This window comes from Ottowia beijingensis (assembly GCF_013423955.1).
In the GTDB taxonomy this organism is placed as follows: Bacteria; Pseudomonadota; Gammaproteobacteria; order Burkholderiales; family Burkholderiaceae_C; genus Ottowia; species Ottowia beijingensis.
Window position 1 is genome coordinate 569,652 of sequence record NZ_JACCKX010000001.1, and the last position, 14,417, is coordinate 584,068.

The 14,417-nt window shown below is 68.5% G+C and carries 9 protein-coding genes and 6 pseudogenes; 3 read left to right on the top strand and 12 right to left on the bottom strand.

Translation table 11 applies throughout. The annotated features are described in order from the left end of the window. The first annotated feature begins 57 nt into the window (after window positions 1-57). A complete protein-coding gene (msbA, locus tag H0I39_RS02905; RefSeq protein ID WP_180551664.1) occupies window positions 58-1,833 on the top strand; it encodes a lipid A export permease/ATP-binding protein MsbA in 1,776 nt (591 codons plus the stop codon). 147 nt (window positions 1,834-1,980) lie between these two features. Here msbA and rng read toward each other — a convergent pair. The 10 genes and pseudogenes from rng to H0I39_RS02950 form a co-directional block, all read right to left on the bottom strand. Then, window positions 1,981-3,470, bottom strand: a pseudogene (gene rng, locus H0I39_RS02910) (ribonuclease G). 19 nt (window positions 3,471-3,489) lie between these two features. Next, window positions 3,490-4,080 (bottom strand): Maf family protein, encoded by a 591-nt coding sequence (locus H0I39_RS02915; RefSeq protein WP_180549508.1) that lies wholly within the window; start codon window positions 4,078-4,080, stop codon window positions 3,490-3,492. 154 nt (window positions 4,081-4,234) lie between these two features. Beyond that, window positions 4,235-4,704: pseudogene (rlmH, locus tag H0I39_RS02920) on the bottom strand (23S rRNA (pseudouridine(1915)-N(3))-methyltransferase RlmH). 9 nt (window positions 4,705-4,713) lie between these two features. Continuing rightward, window positions 4,714-5,480, bottom strand: a pseudogene (gene rsfS, locus H0I39_RS02925) (ribosome silencing factor). Next, the gene (locus tag H0I39_RS23060; protein ID WP_307776757.1) at window positions 5,480-5,665 is read right to left on the bottom strand and encodes a hypothetical protein; all 186 of its coding nucleotides are present in this window, start codon (window positions 5,663-5,665) and stop codon (window positions 5,480-5,482) included. The pseudogene rsfS and the gene H0I39_RS23060 overlap by 1 nt, the downstream one beginning before the upstream one ends. Window positions 5,666-5,673: 8 nt before the next feature. Next, on the bottom strand, window positions 5,674-6,117 hold the full coding sequence (gene nadD, locus H0I39_RS02930) for a nicotinate (nicotinamide) nucleotide adenylyltransferase (protein WP_307776758.1): 444 nt from the start codon (window positions 6,115-6,117) through the stop codon (window positions 5,674-5,676). Beyond that, window positions 6,114-7,034 (bottom strand): oxygen-dependent coproporphyrinogen oxidase, encoded by a 921-nt coding sequence (gene hemF, locus H0I39_RS02935; protein ID WP_180549509.1) that lies wholly within the window; start codon window positions 7,032-7,034, stop codon window positions 6,114-6,116. Before hemF ends, nadD begins: the two co-directional genes overlap by 4 nt. A 1-nt stretch (window position 7,035) precedes the next feature. Further along, window positions 7,036-8,317 (bottom strand): annotated as a pseudogene (gene purD, locus H0I39_RS02940) (phosphoribosylamine--glycine ligase). A 34-nt stretch (window positions 8,318-8,351) separates the two neighbouring features. Then, window positions 8,352-8,534, bottom strand: a complete 183-nt coding sequence (locus H0I39_RS02945; RefSeq protein ID WP_180549510.1) for a hypothetical protein — start codon at window positions 8,532-8,534, stop codon at window positions 8,352-8,354. After that, window positions 8,531-9,259 (bottom strand): YebC/PmpR family DNA-binding transcriptional regulator, encoded by a 729-nt coding sequence (locus H0I39_RS02950; protein WP_180549511.1) that lies wholly within the window; start codon window positions 9,257-9,259, stop codon window positions 8,531-8,533. Before H0I39_RS02950 ends, H0I39_RS02945 begins: the two co-directional genes overlap by 4 nt. Window positions 9,260-9,332: 73 nt before the next feature. Here H0I39_RS02950 and H0I39_RS02955 point away from each other — a divergent pair. Together H0I39_RS02955 and upp are read left to right on the top strand one after the other, a co-directional pair. Next, window positions 9,333-10,843, top strand: a pseudogene (locus H0I39_RS02955) (helicase HerA-like domain-containing protein). A 171-nt stretch (window positions 10,844-11,014) separates the two neighbouring features. Next, window positions 11,015-11,659 (top strand): uracil phosphoribosyltransferase, encoded by a 645-nt coding sequence (gene upp / locus H0I39_RS02960; RefSeq protein ID WP_180549512.1) that lies wholly within the window; start codon window positions 11,015-11,017, stop codon window positions 11,657-11,659. A gap of 81 nt (window positions 11,660-11,740) precedes the next feature. Here upp and H0I39_RS02965 read toward each other — a convergent pair whose 3' ends face one another. Together H0I39_RS02965 and msrA are read right to left on the bottom strand one after the other, a co-directional pair. Continuing rightward, a complete protein-coding gene (locus H0I39_RS02965; RefSeq protein WP_180549513.1) occupies window positions 11,741-13,612 on the bottom strand; it encodes a hypothetical protein in 1,872 nt (623 codons plus the stop codon). Between the two features lie 223 nt (window positions 13,613-13,835). Continuing rightward, a pseudogene (msrA, locus tag H0I39_RS02970) lies at window positions 13,836-14,374 on the bottom strand (peptide-methionine (S)-S-oxide reductase MsrA). Between the last annotated feature and the right edge of the window lie 43 nt (window positions 14,375-14,417).

Genomic DNA, 14,417 nt, shown 5'->3' on the forward strand with positions numbered 1-14,417 from the left:
CCGACCCGAAGCCCGCCCAGCCCCCGCCTCGCCCTCCGCGCAGCGGCCCCTGCGCGGCTGCTGCGGCTGTGGACGTATTTCAGCGAATACCGCCTGGGCTGGGTCATCGCCATCGCCGGCACGCTGGTCAGCGCGCTGACCGAGGCCTCGGTGCCCGCCCTGCTCAAGCCGCTGCTGGATGAAGGCTTCACGCAGGGCAGCCTGCCGATCTGGCTGGTGCCGGCGGCCATCGTCGGGCTGTTCGCGCTGCGCGGCTTCGCGCACTTTGCCAGCCAGTACGCGCTGGCGCGCATCGCCAACGAGGGCATGGTCAAGCTGCGGCGCCAGCTGTTCGACCGGCTGCTGGCGGCCGAGCTGTCGCTGTTCTCGCGCCAGAGCGCCAGCCAGCTGGCCAACACCATCGTCTACGAGGTGCAGACCGGCACCACGCTGCTGGTCACCGCCCTGCTCAATCTGGGGCGCGACAGCTTCTCGGTGGTGGCGCTGATGGCCTACCTGCTGTACCTGAACTGGTCGCTCACGCTGATCGTGCTGGTGCTGGTGCCCATCGTCGGGCTGATCATGAAGACCATGTCGCGGCGGCTGTACCGCTACACCCGCCTGTCGCAGGCCACCACCGACGAGCTGGCCTACGTGGTGGAAGAGAACGTGCTGACCCACCGCATGGTGCGCCTGCACGGCGCGCAGCCGCAGCAGGCGGCGCGCTTCGACCTGCTCAGCGGCAAGCTGCGCGGCCTGTCGATCAAGACCGCCAGCGCCTCGGCCGCGGCCATGCCGCTGGCGCAGATGGCGGCCGCCGTGGCGCTGTCGGTGGTCATCGGCATCGCGCTGTACCAGGGCCAGAGCAGCGGCGGGCGCAGCATCACCGTGGGCGGCTTCGTGTCCTTCATCGGCGCCATGCTGATGCTGATCCAGCCGCTGCGCCGGCTGACCGACGTGGTCGGCCCCATCACGCGCGGCCTGGCGGCGCTGGAGCGCGGGCTGGACCTGATGGCCGAGGTGCTGCCCGAGGCCAGCCCGGCCAACGGCGCCGCCGCGCCCGCGCCGCGTGCCCGGGGCGAGCTGGCCCTGCGCGACGTCACCGTCGCCTACGCCGCCGATGCCGAGCCGGCCCTGGCCGGCATCGGCCTGCATGTGCGCGCCGGCGAAACGGTGGCGCTGGTGGGCCCGTCCGGCTCGGGCAAGACCACGCTGGTGAACCTGCTGCCGCGCTTCGTGCTGCCCACGCGCGGCCAGGTGCTGCTGGACGGCACCGACCTCACGCAGTGGCCGCTGGCCGCACTGCGCGCGCAGTTCGCGCTGGTCAGCCAGGACGTGACCATGCTCAACGACAGCGTGGCCGCCAACGTGGCCCTGGGCGCCAGCGAGATCGACCGCGAGCGCGTGCAGCGCTGCCTGCAGGACGCCAACCTGGCCGCGCACATCGCCACGCTGCCGCAGGGCATCGACACGGTGCTGGGCCACAACGCCACGCAGTTGTCGGGCGGGCAGCGCCAGCGCCTGGCGATTGCCCGCGCGCTGTACAAGGACGCACCGGTGCTGCTGCTGGACGAGGCCACCAGCGCGCTCGACACCGAAAGCGAGCGCCTGGTGCAGCAGGCCATCGCCCGCGCCATGGCGGGCCGCACCACGCTGGTGATCGCGCACCGGCTGTCCACCATCGAGCACGCCGACCGCATCGTGGTGATGGAGCGCGGGCGCATCGTGGAGCAGGGCACGCACGCCGAGCTGAAGGCCGCTGGCGGCATGTACGCACGGCTGCACAGCCTGCCGACGCCCGCCGCGACCCCTGGCGTCCAGGCGGGGAGCCGGAAGCTTCCTGACAGTGAATAGGGGAGTATCTGCCTAAAGCGCTTGATGGACGGGCGCTGGCGGATAGGTATATGGGTAGTATATGCCCCGCTGCCCGCCCAACCGGCCACACACTTGCCGTGGAAGCCAGCTGGCCCGCGACGAGGCGCGTCGCGCCCGGCGCGCCGCCTACAGCAGCACGATGTCGTACCGGTCCGGCCCGATGCCGCTCTCGGCGTGCAGCGAAATCGGCTTGCCGATGAAGTCCGACAGCCCCGCCAGGTGCTGGCTTTCCTCGTCCAGCAGCATCTCGATCACCGCCGGCGCGGCGACGATACGGAACTCCTTCGGGTCGAACTGCCGCGCCTCGCGCAGGATCTCGCGCAGGATGTCGTAGGCTACGGTGCGCACGGTGCGCACGCGGCCGGTGCCCTGACACTGGTCGCAGGTTTCCGACAGCAGCTGCGCCAGCGATTCGCGCGTGCGCTTGCGCGTCATCTCCACCAGCCCCAGCGCCGAAAAGCCCCCACCTGCGTCTTCACGCGGTCGCGCGCCAGCTGCTTGCGCAGCTCGGCCAGCACCGCCTGCTGGTGCTCGGCCTGCGCCATGTCGATGAAGTCGATGATGACGATGCCGCCCAGGTTGCGCAGCCGCAGCTGCCGCGCAATGGCCTGCGCCGCCTCCAGGTTGGTCTTGAACACCGTGTCGTCGAAGTTGCGCGCGCCCACGTAGCCGCCGGTGTTCACGTCGATGGTGGTCAGCGCCTCGGTCTGGTCGATTACCAGGTAGCCGCCCGACTTCAGGTCGACGCGTCGGCCCAGCGCCTTGCCGATTTCCTCGTCGACCGAGTACAGGTCGAAGATCGGCCGCTCGCCCTTGTAATGCTGCAGGTGCCCGGCGGCGGCAGGCATGAACTCGCGCCCGAACGCCATCAGCGCGTGGAACTGCTCCATCGAATCGATGCGAATGGCCTGCGTGTGATCGCCCGCCAGGTCGCGCAGCACGCGCTGCAGCAGGTTCAGGTCTTCGTGCAGCAGGCTGGCCGGCGGCTGGCGCGTGGCAGCGTCCTTGATGCGCGCCCAGGCCTTGCGCAGGTAGGCGATGTCGTCGGCCAGCTCGGCGTCGGTCGCGTCTTCGGCATTGGTGCGCAGGATGAAGCCGCCGGTCTTGCCGCCGGCCACACCCGCGCTGGCCAGCGCCTGCACGCGCGTGCGCAGCTCGTCGCGCAGGCCGGCTGGAATTTTCTGCGACACGCCGATGTGGTCGTCCTGCGGCAGGAACACCAGCATGCGCCCGGCGATGCTGACCTGCGTGGACAGGCGCGCGCCCTTGGTGCCGATGGGGTCCTTGATGACCTGCACCATCAGCGTCTGCCCTTCGAACACCTGCTTCTCGATCGGCCGCGGCGGCCCGCCGTTGCGGTGCGCCGGCAGGCCCTCGCCCTCCAGCGGCTTCTGCCACAGGTCACCCACGTGCAGGAAGGCGGCGCGCTCCAGCCCGATGTCGATGAAGGCCGACTGCATGCCCGGCAGCACGCGCGCCACCTTGCCCAGGTAGATGTTGCCCACCAGGCCGCGCTCCAGCGCGCGCTCCACGTGCAGCTCCTGCACCGCGCCGTGCTCGATGACGGCCACGCGCGTTTCCTGCGGCGACCAGTTGATGAGGATGTCTTGCTGCATATTCAATAGCTGCCTGCGCTTATTGTGCGCCGGCCGCACGCAGTATTCGAGCCGTCTCGAACAGCGGCAGGCCCATGATGCCGCTGTAGCTGCCGCTGATGTGCGCGATGAACGCCGCCGCCCGGCCCTGGATGGCGTAGGCGCCGGCCTTGCCCTGCCATTCGCCGCTGTCGACGTAGGCGGCGATGTCGTCCTCGCCCAGGGGCGCGAAGCGCACGCGCGATTCGCTGGCGGCTTCGTGCACCGCGTCAGCCGCGTGCAGCGCCACCGCGGTAATGACGCGGTGCGTCTGCCCCGAGAGCTGGCGCAGCATGGCGGCGGCGTCCTGCGCGTCGCGCGGCTTGCCGAGGATGGCGCGGCCCAGCGCCACCGTGGTGTCGGCGCACAGCACCGGGGCCGGCGGGCGCTGGCGCTGGGCCAGGGCACGCATCGCATGTTCGAGTTTCAGGCGCGTGACGCGCCGCACATAGGTGCCCGGCGCCTCGCCCGGGCGCACCGCCTCCAGCGCCTCGGCCGCGTCGGCGTCATCGGGCAGCAGCAGCGCGTGCGGCACGCCCAGTTGCTCGAGCAGCTGGCGCCGGCGCGGGCTTTGGGAGGCGAGGTAGATCATGCGGTGCGTGGCCTATCAAAAACCATAGCTGCTTGCGCTTGTCAATGAATGGTTTCAGGCTATTTTCTCTTGAAATCATTGCTGGACAAACGCTGGAAACTATCAATTCATGAGCATCCGGTATCCACGATGAACGCCGAATGCTCGGCTCGGCTCATTCTCGGTGATACGGGTGACCGGCGTTGATCGACCAGGCGCGGTACAGCTGCTCGACCAGCAGCACGCGCACCATGGCGTGCGGCAGGGTCAGGTCGGAGACGCGGATGCGCTCGTGCGCGGCCTGGATCAGCAGCGGGTCGAGCCCGTCGGGCCCGCCGATCATCAGCGCCACGTCGCCGCCGCCCAGCTGCCACTGGCGCACGCGGGCGGCCAGCGCCACGGTGGTCAGCGAGGTGCCGTGCTCGTCCAGCGCCACCAGGCGCGCGCCCGCGGCACGGCCGCTTCGATGCGCTGGCGCTCGGCGGCCTTCACCTGCTCGGTGGTGCGGCCGCCGGCGCGCGGCTCGGTCTTGACGGTCTTGAGCTCGACCCTCAGCTCGGGCGGAAAGCGCTTGACGTAGTCGTCCCACGCCGCCTGGGCCCAGTCGGGCACGCGCTGGCCGACGGCGACGACGATCAGCTTCATTGCCGCCGATCAGCGGCCCGTGCGCGGCACGGGTTTCTTCGCGGTGCTCCTGGCGGGCGCCTTGGCGGGTGCCCTGGCAGGCGTCTTCGCTGCGGTCTTGGCGGCTGTTTTGGCCGGCGCCTTGCCGCGCTGCGGGCCGATGGCTTGTTGACCACCACGGTCTTCAGCGGCGCAGTGGCGCTGCCGGCCCGCCTGCGCGGCGCGGCCGCGGTGCCCGCCGCCGACTTGCGCGCGGGTGACTTGGCGGCCACCTGCTTGGCGGGCACTTTCCTGGCCGGTGCCTTCACGGCCGCCTGCTTGGCTGGCGCCGTCGCGGGCGCTGCTTTCTTGGTAGCTGCCGGCGCTTTCTTGGCGGGCGCTGCGGCCGCTTTTTCCTTCTCTTTGGCGGCACGCTTGGCGGCGGCCTTGGCGGCCGGGCCTTTCAGGCGCACCGGCTTCTCGCCCCAGATTTCTTCGAGGTTGTAGTACTGGCGGATGGCCGGTTGCATGATGTGCGCCACGGCGGCGCCGCAGTCGACGATGATCCATTCGCCGTTGTCCTCGCCCTCGGTGCGCGGCTTGGCAAAGCCGCCTTCGCGCACCTTGTCGCGCACGCTGGCGGCCAGCGCCTTGGTCTGGCGGTTGCTGCTGCCGCTGGCCACGATCACGCGCTCGAACAGCGGCGACAGGTGCTCGGTGTTGAACACGCGGATGTCGTGGGCTTTGACGTCCTCCAGGCCATCGACGATGGCGCGCTGGAGTTTCTGGATGTCTTTCTTGGCGGCGGATTCGCTCATCAGGTGGGGGCTTGGTTGGCTTGGTAGAGGTGGTGGTCGGCAATATACCCGGCGACGGGCGCGGGAACCAGATGGCCAATGGGCTGGCCCGCCGCCACGCGGCGGCGCACGTCGGTGGCGCTGTGCGGCATGGCCGGCAGCGACAGCACACGCACACGGCCCGCATCGGGCCTGAGGCCGGGCAAGGGATTTTTCAAGTCAAAGTGGCTTCAGCGACCGCCAAATCGGCGCGGACAGCTATTGATAGTGTAGCAATCTGCAGAATATCGGCGGCCCGCCGCCAGGTGTGAAAAGCCGCCGCCTGGTCGGCCCCGATCTGCAGGAACAGCCCGGCACCGGGGTATTCGGCGCGCAGTTCGGTCAGCGTGTCGATGGTGTAGGTGGGGCCGTCGCGCAACAGCTCGCGGTCATCCACCAGCACTTTCGGCACATCGGCAAAGGCCAGCCGGCACATGGCCAGGCGGTGCACGCCGGGGCTCAAGGGGCGCGTCTTGTGCCAGGCGTCGCCGGTGGGGGCGATGTGCAGGCGATCGAGTTGCAGCTCGTCGATGGCGGCACGCGCCAGCGCCACATGGGCGTCGTGCGGCGGATCGAAGGCACCGCCGAACAGGCCGATGCGCTGGGGCGTACGGCTCAAACCCAGTCCCGCGGTTTCAGGTAGCGCTCGGTCAGTTCCGCCTCCGGCGTGCCGGGCGCAGGCTGGTGCTGGTAAGCCCAGCGCACCAGCGGTGGCATCGACAGCAAAATCGATTCGGTGCGCCCGCCCGACTGCAGGCCGAAGTGCGTGCCGCGGTCCCACACCAGGTTGAATTCGACATAGCGCCCGCGCCGGTAGAGCTGGTGTTCGCGCTCGCGCTCGCCCCACGCCATGCCGACGCGGCGCTGCACGATGGGCACGTAGGCATCGAGGAAGGCATCGCCCACCGAGCGCATCAGGGCGAAGCCGTTGTCGGCGCCGCCCTCGGCAAAGTCATCGAAGAAGATGCCGCCGATGCCGCGCGGCTCGCTGCGGTGCTTGTTGTAGAAGTACTCGTCGCACCATTGCTTGAAGCGCGGGTATTTGTCGTCTCCGAAGGCCTGCAGTGCATCGCGGCAGACGCGGTGGAAGTGCTGGCAGTCCTCATCAAAGCCGTAGTACGGCGTCAGGTCCATGCCGCCGCCGAACCAGGCGACCGGCGCCTGCCCGGGATGGCCGGCGGAAATCATGCGCACGTTCATGTGCACCGTGGGCACATAGGGATTGAGCGGATGGAACACCAGCGACACCCCCATGGCCTCGAAGGGCGCGCCGGCCAGCTCGGGCCGGTGCTGCGTGGCCGAAGGCGGCAGCCGGGGGCCGCGCACGTGCGAGAAGCCGCAGCCGGCGCGCTCGAACACCGCGCCCCCTTCCATGATCTTGGTGATGCCGTCGCCCTGCAGCGGCTCGCCCGGCGCCTTGCGCCACTCGTCACGCAGGAATTTCGCCTGGCCGTCGAGCGATTCGACGGTGTCGGTGACGCGGCCTTGCAGGCCAACCAGATAGTCGCGTACCACGAGAGGATCGATCCGCGCCATGTCAGCCGGCCTTGACTGCTCTGAAACCAATGTCGCGCCGGTACTGCATGCCGTCGAAGTGGATGCCGCGCGCCGCGTCGTAGGCCTTGACCTGCGCCTGCTTGACCGAATCGGCCAGCGCGGTGACGCACAGCACGCGCCCGCCCGAGGTCTTGACCTGCTCGCCGTCGGCCACGGTGCCGGCGTGGAACACCACCACGTCGTCGGTGGGCTTGGGGCATCCGGTGATCAGGTCGCCCTTCTTCGGATTCAGCGGATAGCCGCCGGCCGCCAGCACCACGCCCAGCGCCACGCGGCGGTCCCATTGCAGTTCCACTTCGTCCAGCTTGCCCGAGGTGGCAGCCATCATCACATCCACCAGGTCGGACTTCAGGCGCATCAGGATCGGCTGCGTCTCGGGGTCGCCCATGCGGCAGTTGAACTCCAGCGTCTTCGGCTTGCCGTCGGCGTCGATCATCAGGCCCGCATACAGGAAGCCGGTGAACGGGATGCCGTCCTTGTCCATGCCGCGGATGGTGGGCAGGATCACATCGCGCATCACGCGCGCATGCACGTCGGGCGTGACGATGGGCGCGGGCGAATACGCGCCCATGCCGCCGGTGTTAGGGCCTTCGTCGCCGTCCTTCAGGCGCTTGTGGTCCTGGCTGCTGGCCAGCGCGGTCACGTTCTTGCCGTCGCACAGCACGATGAAGCTGGCTTCCTCGCCCTGCAGGAACTCCTCGATGACGACGCGCGCGCCACCCTCGTTGTGCGCCACGCCCAGCGTGTTGCCGCCCAGCATGTCGTCGATGGCGGCGTGCGCCTCTTCGGTGGTGGTGGCCACCACCACGCCCTTGCCCGCCGCCAGCCCGTCGGCCTTGACGACGATGGGCGCCCCAGTTTGTCGACATAGGCGTGCGCGGCGGCGAGATGGGTGAAGGTGTCGTAAGCCGCCGTGGGGATGCCATGGCGCTTCATGAAGTCCTTGCTGAAGGCCTTGCTGCTTTCGAGCTGCGCGGCGGCCTTGGTCGGCCCGAAGATGCGCAGGCCATGGGCACGGAAGTCGTCCACCACGCCGGCGGCCAGCGGCTGCTCGGGCCCGACCACGGTGAGCGCGATCTTCTCGGCCAGCGCCCAATCGCGCAGGGCCACCAGGTCGGTAATGGGCACGTTCTTCAGGTTGGGGCCAGCGCCGTGCCGCCGTTGCCGGGCGCCACGTACACCTGCTGCACCTTGGGCGAAGCGCTGAGTTTCCAGGCCAGCGCGTGTTCACGGCCACCGCCGCCGATGACGAGGATTTTCATGGGATTACTTCAAAAACAAGAGCTGCCAGCGCCATCAGGGCGTGGCTTCGGCCGGTTTATCGTGTGGATCAGGCGGGCATTGGCTGGTGTTGTAGCCGGCCGAAAAGCCATCGCCACCCAGGCACCAGGAGACTTCGGTACCGCCGCCGCAGCCCGCCAGCACGCTCGCGGCCACGATCACCGCCGCCAGCAGGCGCGACCGCGGCCCGGGCGTCACGCCACCTCCACGTTGGCGTTGTGGAACACGTCCTGCACGTCGTCCAGGTCTTCCAGCATGTCGAGCAGCTTCTGCATCTTCGCCGCGTCGTCGCCGGCCAGGTCGATGGTGTTCTCGGGGCGCATCGTCACCTCGGCCACCTCGGGCGTCAGGCCGGCGGCCTCCAGGGCGTTCTTGACGGCCTCGAACTCGGCCGGCGGCGTCAGCACCTCGATGGCGCCTTCGTCGTCGGTGATCACGTCTTCGGCACCGGCCTCCAGCGCCACGTTCATCACCTTCTCTTCGTCGGTGCCGGGGGCGAAGAACAACTGGCCGCAATGCTTGAACTGGAACGCCACCGAGCCCTCGGTGCCCATGTTGCCGCCATATTTGCTGAAGATGTGACGCACCTCGGCCACGGTGCGCACGCGGTTGTCGGTCATGGTGTCGACGATGATGGCCGCACCGCCCAGCCCATAGCCCTCGTAGCGGATTTCCTCGTAGCTCACGCCTTCGAGGTTGCCGGTGGCCTTGTCGATGTTGCGCTTGACGGTGTCGGCCGGCATGTTGGCCGCCTTGGCCTTCTCGATCGCCAGGCGCAGGCGCGGGTTGGCCGCCGGATCACCGCCGCCGGTGCGCGCCGCCACCATGATCTCGCGCACCACGCGGGTCCAGATGCGCTGCCGTTTTTCGTCCTGCCGCCCCTTGCGGTGCTGGATGTTGGCCCATTTGCTGTGACCAGCCATATCGCTCTGCCTCTGATTTCAAGTATCGGGATAATCGGTCCATTCTACTTTTCGTGCCCTCCATACCCCTCCGATGGCCGATCCCATCCTCATCGCCAAGCATGGCGATATCGAAACCTTCATCCTGCCAGGCTTGGCCAACCGCCACGGGCTGATCACCGGCGCCACCGGCACCGGCAAGACGGTGACGCTGCAAAAGCTGGCCGAATCCTTCAGCGCCATCGGCGTGCCGGTGTTCATGAGCGACGTGAAGGGCGACCTGACCGGCATCAGCCAGCAAGGCACCATCGGCGGCAAGATGGCCGACATCCTGAAGGAGCGCGGCCTGCCCCTGCCCGAGCCGACGAGCTGCCCCGTCACCCTGTGGGACGTGTTCGGCGAACAGGGCCACCCGGTGCGCGCCACCATCAGCGACATGGGGCCGCTGCTGCTGTCGCGCATGCTCGATTTGAACGAGACACAGACCGGCGTGCTCAACCTGGTGTTCAAGATCGCCGACGACAGCGGGCTGCTGCTGCTGGACCTGAAAGACCTGCGCAGCATGCTGAGCTTTGTCGGCGAAAACGCCAAGCAGTTCACCACTCAGTACGGCAACGTCAGCGCCGCCAGCGTGGGCGCCATCCAGCGCGGTCTGCTGACGCTGGAAAGCCAGGGCGGCGACAAGTTCTTCGGCGAGCCGATGCTGAACCTCGACGACATGATGCAGACCGTGGGCGGCAAGGGCGTGATCAACATCCTGAGCGCTGACAAGCTGATGCAATCGCCTCGCCTGTACGCCACCTTCCTGCTGTGGATGTTGAGCGATCTGTACGAGCGCCTGCCCGAAATCGGCGACCCGGAAAAGCCCAAGTTCGCCTTCTTCTTCGACGAGGCGCACCTGCTGTTCAACGACGCGCCCAAGGTGCTGCTGGAGCGCATCGAACTGGTGGTGCGGCTGATCCGATCCAAGGGCGTGGGCGTGTACTTCGTCACCCAGAACCCCATCGACGTGCCCGACACCGTGCTGGCGCAGCTGGGCAACCGCGTGCAGCACGCGCTGCGCGCCTTCACCGCGCGCGACCAGAAGGCCGTGAAGGCCACCGCCGAGACGATGCGCGGCAACCCCAGCTCGACGTCGAAGCCGCCATCACGGAGCTGGGCACTGGCGAGGCGCTGGTGAGCTTTCTCGACGCCAAGGGCCGCCCTGGCATCACCGAGCGCGTCTACGTCATCCCGCCTGGCAGCCAGATCGGCCCGATCACCGACGCACAGCGCGCCGAGCTGAACAAGAACTCGCTGATCGCCGGCACCTACGAGCAGACGGTCGACCGCGAATCCGCCTACGAGATGCTGGCCCAGCGTGGCGCACGGGCAGCGCCGGGCGCAGGCGGCGCTGGCGCTGCCGGTGGTGCGGCGGCCGAGGGCGGCGGCCTGATGGACGAGGCGCTGAAATGGGGCAAGGAAGCCCTGTTCGGCCGCACCGGCCCGCGCGGCGGCCAGTACGACGGCCTGGTGCAGAACGTGGTCAAGGGCGAAATGCGCCGCATGGGCCGCGAGCTGGTGCGCGGCGCACTGGGCAGCCTGCTGGGCGGGCGGCGGCGCTGAACCGGTACCGCGCCAAGTGCGGCAACGCCGCACTCGAACGCCTCCATGCCCCACTGATCGTTACGTTTTTCATAGTGGCTAGCGCTTGTTCAACAACGGATTCAAGAGAAATCGATCTGAAATCCTTTTGAATCGGGCGCAAGCAGCTATCTTTTTGAACCAACCACCCCCATGACGAAGAACACCGCTGCCCAGGTCCACCACGTCACCCACCCGCTGGTGCAGCACAAGCTCACGCTGATGCGCAACAAGGACGCCAGCAGCACCACCTTCCGCACCTTGCTGGGCGAGCTGGCGGCCCTCATGGCCTACGAGATCACGCGCGACATGCCCACCCAACTGGTCGAGATCGAAACGCCGCTGGAGAAGATGAAGAGCCCGATGATCGACGGCAAGAAGCTGGTCTTCGCCTCGATCCTGCGCGCCGGCAACGGCATGCTCGACGGCCTGCTGCGCGTGGTGCCCAATGCGCGCGTGGGCCACGTCGGCCTGTACCGCGACCCGCAAACGCTGCAGGCCGTGGAGTACTACTACAAGATGCCCGCCGACATGGCCGAGCGCGACGTGATCGCGGTCGACCCGATGCTGGCCACCGGCCACTCGGCCGTCGCCGCCATCGACAAGCTCAAGGCCGCCGGCCCGCGCTCGATCAAGTTCTTGTGCCTGCTGGCCGCGCCCGAGGGCATCTGCACCCTGCACGCCGCCCACCCCGACGTGCCGATCTACACCGCCGCCATCGACCGCGAACTGAACGACCACGGCTACATCCTGCCGGGGCTGGGGGATGCGGGGGATCGGATCTTCGGCACGAAGTAGGCGATCGCGGCAAGCGGTCAATCGCTACAGATATCGAAGCGGTTGGCGCCGATGACAAAAGGGCTGCAGCCCGAAAACTTCTCAATCACGTGCAGCCGCACGGCCCTGCATGATTTGCTGCACGGCGCGGTACAGCGCGTCCGATCCATGCAGCGGGTTGGCGGGATCGAGCGCGAAAGGGTTGGCCAACGGCTCGGTGCGCGTGCCGCCAGCCGGCGGCAGGTGCAGGAAGAACGACAGGCTCTGCGCCCCATGCGCGCGGTGGCGCAGCAGCACGCGGCGCAGTTCGTCAGCACCCATGGCGCGCAGCGGGTGAAACTCGGTCACGCTGTACACCGGCTGGCGTGAGCGCGCCAGCCAGTCGAAGAACGAATCGTCGTAGGTGGCCTCGCCGTACAGATTGATGCCCAGGCGCACGTCCCGGAACGGCAGCAGCGACTGCTCCGACGCAAAGCGCGTGCCGTCCCAGCCGGCCTTCTCGGCCGGGTAGATCTGCTGCGTGCGGTGCGGCACGCCGGCCAGGCAGCTGTCGTCCAGCAGGCGGTCGAAGTGCGCCAGATAGTCCACCACCTGCTGGTTGCGGAAAGCGTGCCACAGCGGCACCAGCGGGTTGTAGAACACGGCGCGCCCATCCAGTGGCGCGTCGATCCAGAACTGCAGTTGCGGGCCGGGCGGCGCCATCGGCGGCAGGGGCTGGCGCAGCGGCATCGGTGCGGGCGTGGCCTGGTCACGCCCCATCACGGCGATGTGGCGCGTACCCAGGTGCCGCAGGCGTCCGCCCTCGCCTTCCAGCACGACGTCGATGCGGTGCACGCCCGGTGGTTGGTCGGCAAAGCGCAGGTCGTAGCGCCAGCCGACCTTGTCGGTACCGAACTCGGGGCGCGCCTGTCCCACGTCCTGCCGCACGAAATGCGCCGGCACGCGGCCGACCGGCTGGCCATCGAGGTACACGCGCACCCAGGGCGTGGCGCCCTTGGGCAGCGCAGCGTCGTGCGCCCAGCCGCTGATGGCCAGCGTGCCAGCGGCCGCGTCGTCGATGTGCTGCCAGAAGTGGTCCAGTCGCTCGTGGCGGATGTCGCGCGCGGGTGGCTCGATCTGGTCGAACGACGCGAACCCGGAGCCCAGTTGCGCATTCAGCGCCGCGATGTCGCCACGAAAGTGCTGGCGCAGCCAGGCGCGGAAACCTGCGCGCGAAGTCGGCGAATAGTCCGTCAGCACATACGGCAGGCCATGCCCCATGCCGGCTTCGAAATCGGGGTACAGGTGGTGCACCTCGCCCAGCAGGTTGACGCCGGCGATGCGCTGGCGCACCTCACTCGGCAAGGCGCACAAGGCCTGCGTCAGCGCGCCAATGGCCTGCTCGCGCCGCTGGGTAATCGCGTTGTCGGTGCGGGCAATGCTCCAGGGGTAGAGCGGCCAGCTCATGTACCGGTCCACCGGCAGCGGGCCCTGCGGCGTGTGGGCCATGTTGGCCGGGTCTTGTGCCAGCGCCGGCTCGATGGGCGCATGCTCGGAAAAGTGCGTCGAGAACAGGTACAGCACCACCGGGCGATCCACGCCCTGCACCGTGTTCGTGATGCGCCGCACGGCCTGCGCGTCCACCACCCAGCCACCGGCGCGCGGCTCGAACAGATTGAGCAGGGGCACCAGCAGCGTGTAGCCCAGCTCGAAGCGCCCATCGGCGCTGCGGCGCGGGCCGACGGCCTGCAGCGTCGACTCGATGCGGGCGGCGGCCGAGCCGTGCTCGCCGGTACATGCGGCCTCCAGCGGCTGGGCGGGCGCGGCCATTTCCAGGCAGTCGCTCAACTCGCCAATGGCCGGCGCCAGCAGCAGCGGTTGCTGCCGACCCTGCCACAGCCAGGCCGACAGCGCGATCAACGCCGCCAGCAGGGCCAGCGCCAGCGCAAGGCAGAACAGGTCGAAGCCACGGCCCTGGTGCTGTTCTCGGTTCATTGCATCGCCCCAGGCATCCGCCACAGGCGGCGGTTGCGGCCGATGTGCGTGGCGCTGGCGCGCAGGTGAAGATGACCGATCAGGTGGGACATGGCGTGAGCGATTTTGACCGATGCCGTGCGCCGGTCGCGGCAGGCGCTGGATAGCTATGCAACTTATAGCTGCTTGCGCTTGCTACGCAAGGCCCCGCGAGCCATTTGACCCGCAATTTCCTGTTCAGCCCTCATCCCTTCGCCAGCGCGCGAAAGGTCTGGCGGAACTTGGCCACCTTGGGCGCGGCCACGGCCAGGCAATAGCCCTGGTGCGGGTTGCGCTCGAAGAAGTCCTGGTGGTAGTCCTCGGCGGCGAAGTAGTGCGCCAGCGGCTCGACCTCGGTCACGATGGGCGCGCCGAACAGCTTGTCCTGGCCATCTCGCGGACGATGTCGTCGGCCACGTCCTTCTGCGCCGGCGTGGTGAAGTAGATGCCGCTGCGGTACTGCGTGCCGACGTCGTTGCCCTGCCGATTGAGCTGCGTGGGGTCGTGCGTGGCGAAGAAGATCTCCAGCAGCTGTCGCAGGCTGACCTGCGCCGGGTCGTAGCTCAGCTTGACGACTTCCGCACAGCCGGTGCGGCCGGTGCAGACCTGCTCGTAGCTGGGCGCCGTTGCCTGCCCGTTGCTGTAGCCGCTTTCCACGTCCAGCACGCCGCGCACTTCCTTGAACACCGCCTCGGTGCACCAGAAGCAGCCGCCGCCCAGCACGATGGTTTCGGTTGCGCTCATGGGTTGAATCCTTCCTTCCAGACTGTGGGAGCGGGCTTGCCCG

Excerpts from the sequence above, each read along its gene's own strand:
- H0I39_RS02950 (WP_180549511.1), bottom strand. The coding sequence starts at position 9,259 with ATGGCTGGTCACAGCAAATGGGCCAACATCCAGCACCGCAAGGGGCGG.
- H0I39_RS02965 (WP_180549513.1), bottom strand. The coding sequence starts at position 13,612 with ATGAACCGAGAACAGCACCAGGGCCGTGGCTTCGACCTGTTCTGCCTT.
- hemF (WP_180549509.1), bottom strand. The coding sequence starts at position 7,034 with ATGGCGCGGATCGATCCTCTCGTGGTACGCGACTATCTGGTTGGCCTG.
- upp (WP_180549512.1), top strand. The coding sequence starts at position 11,015 with ATGACGAAGAACACCGCTGCCCAGGTCCACCACGTCACCCACCCGCTG.
- H0I39_RS02915 (WP_180549508.1), bottom strand. The coding sequence starts at position 4,080 with ATGATCTACCTCGCCTCCCAAAGCCCGCGCCGGCGCCAGCTGCTCGAG.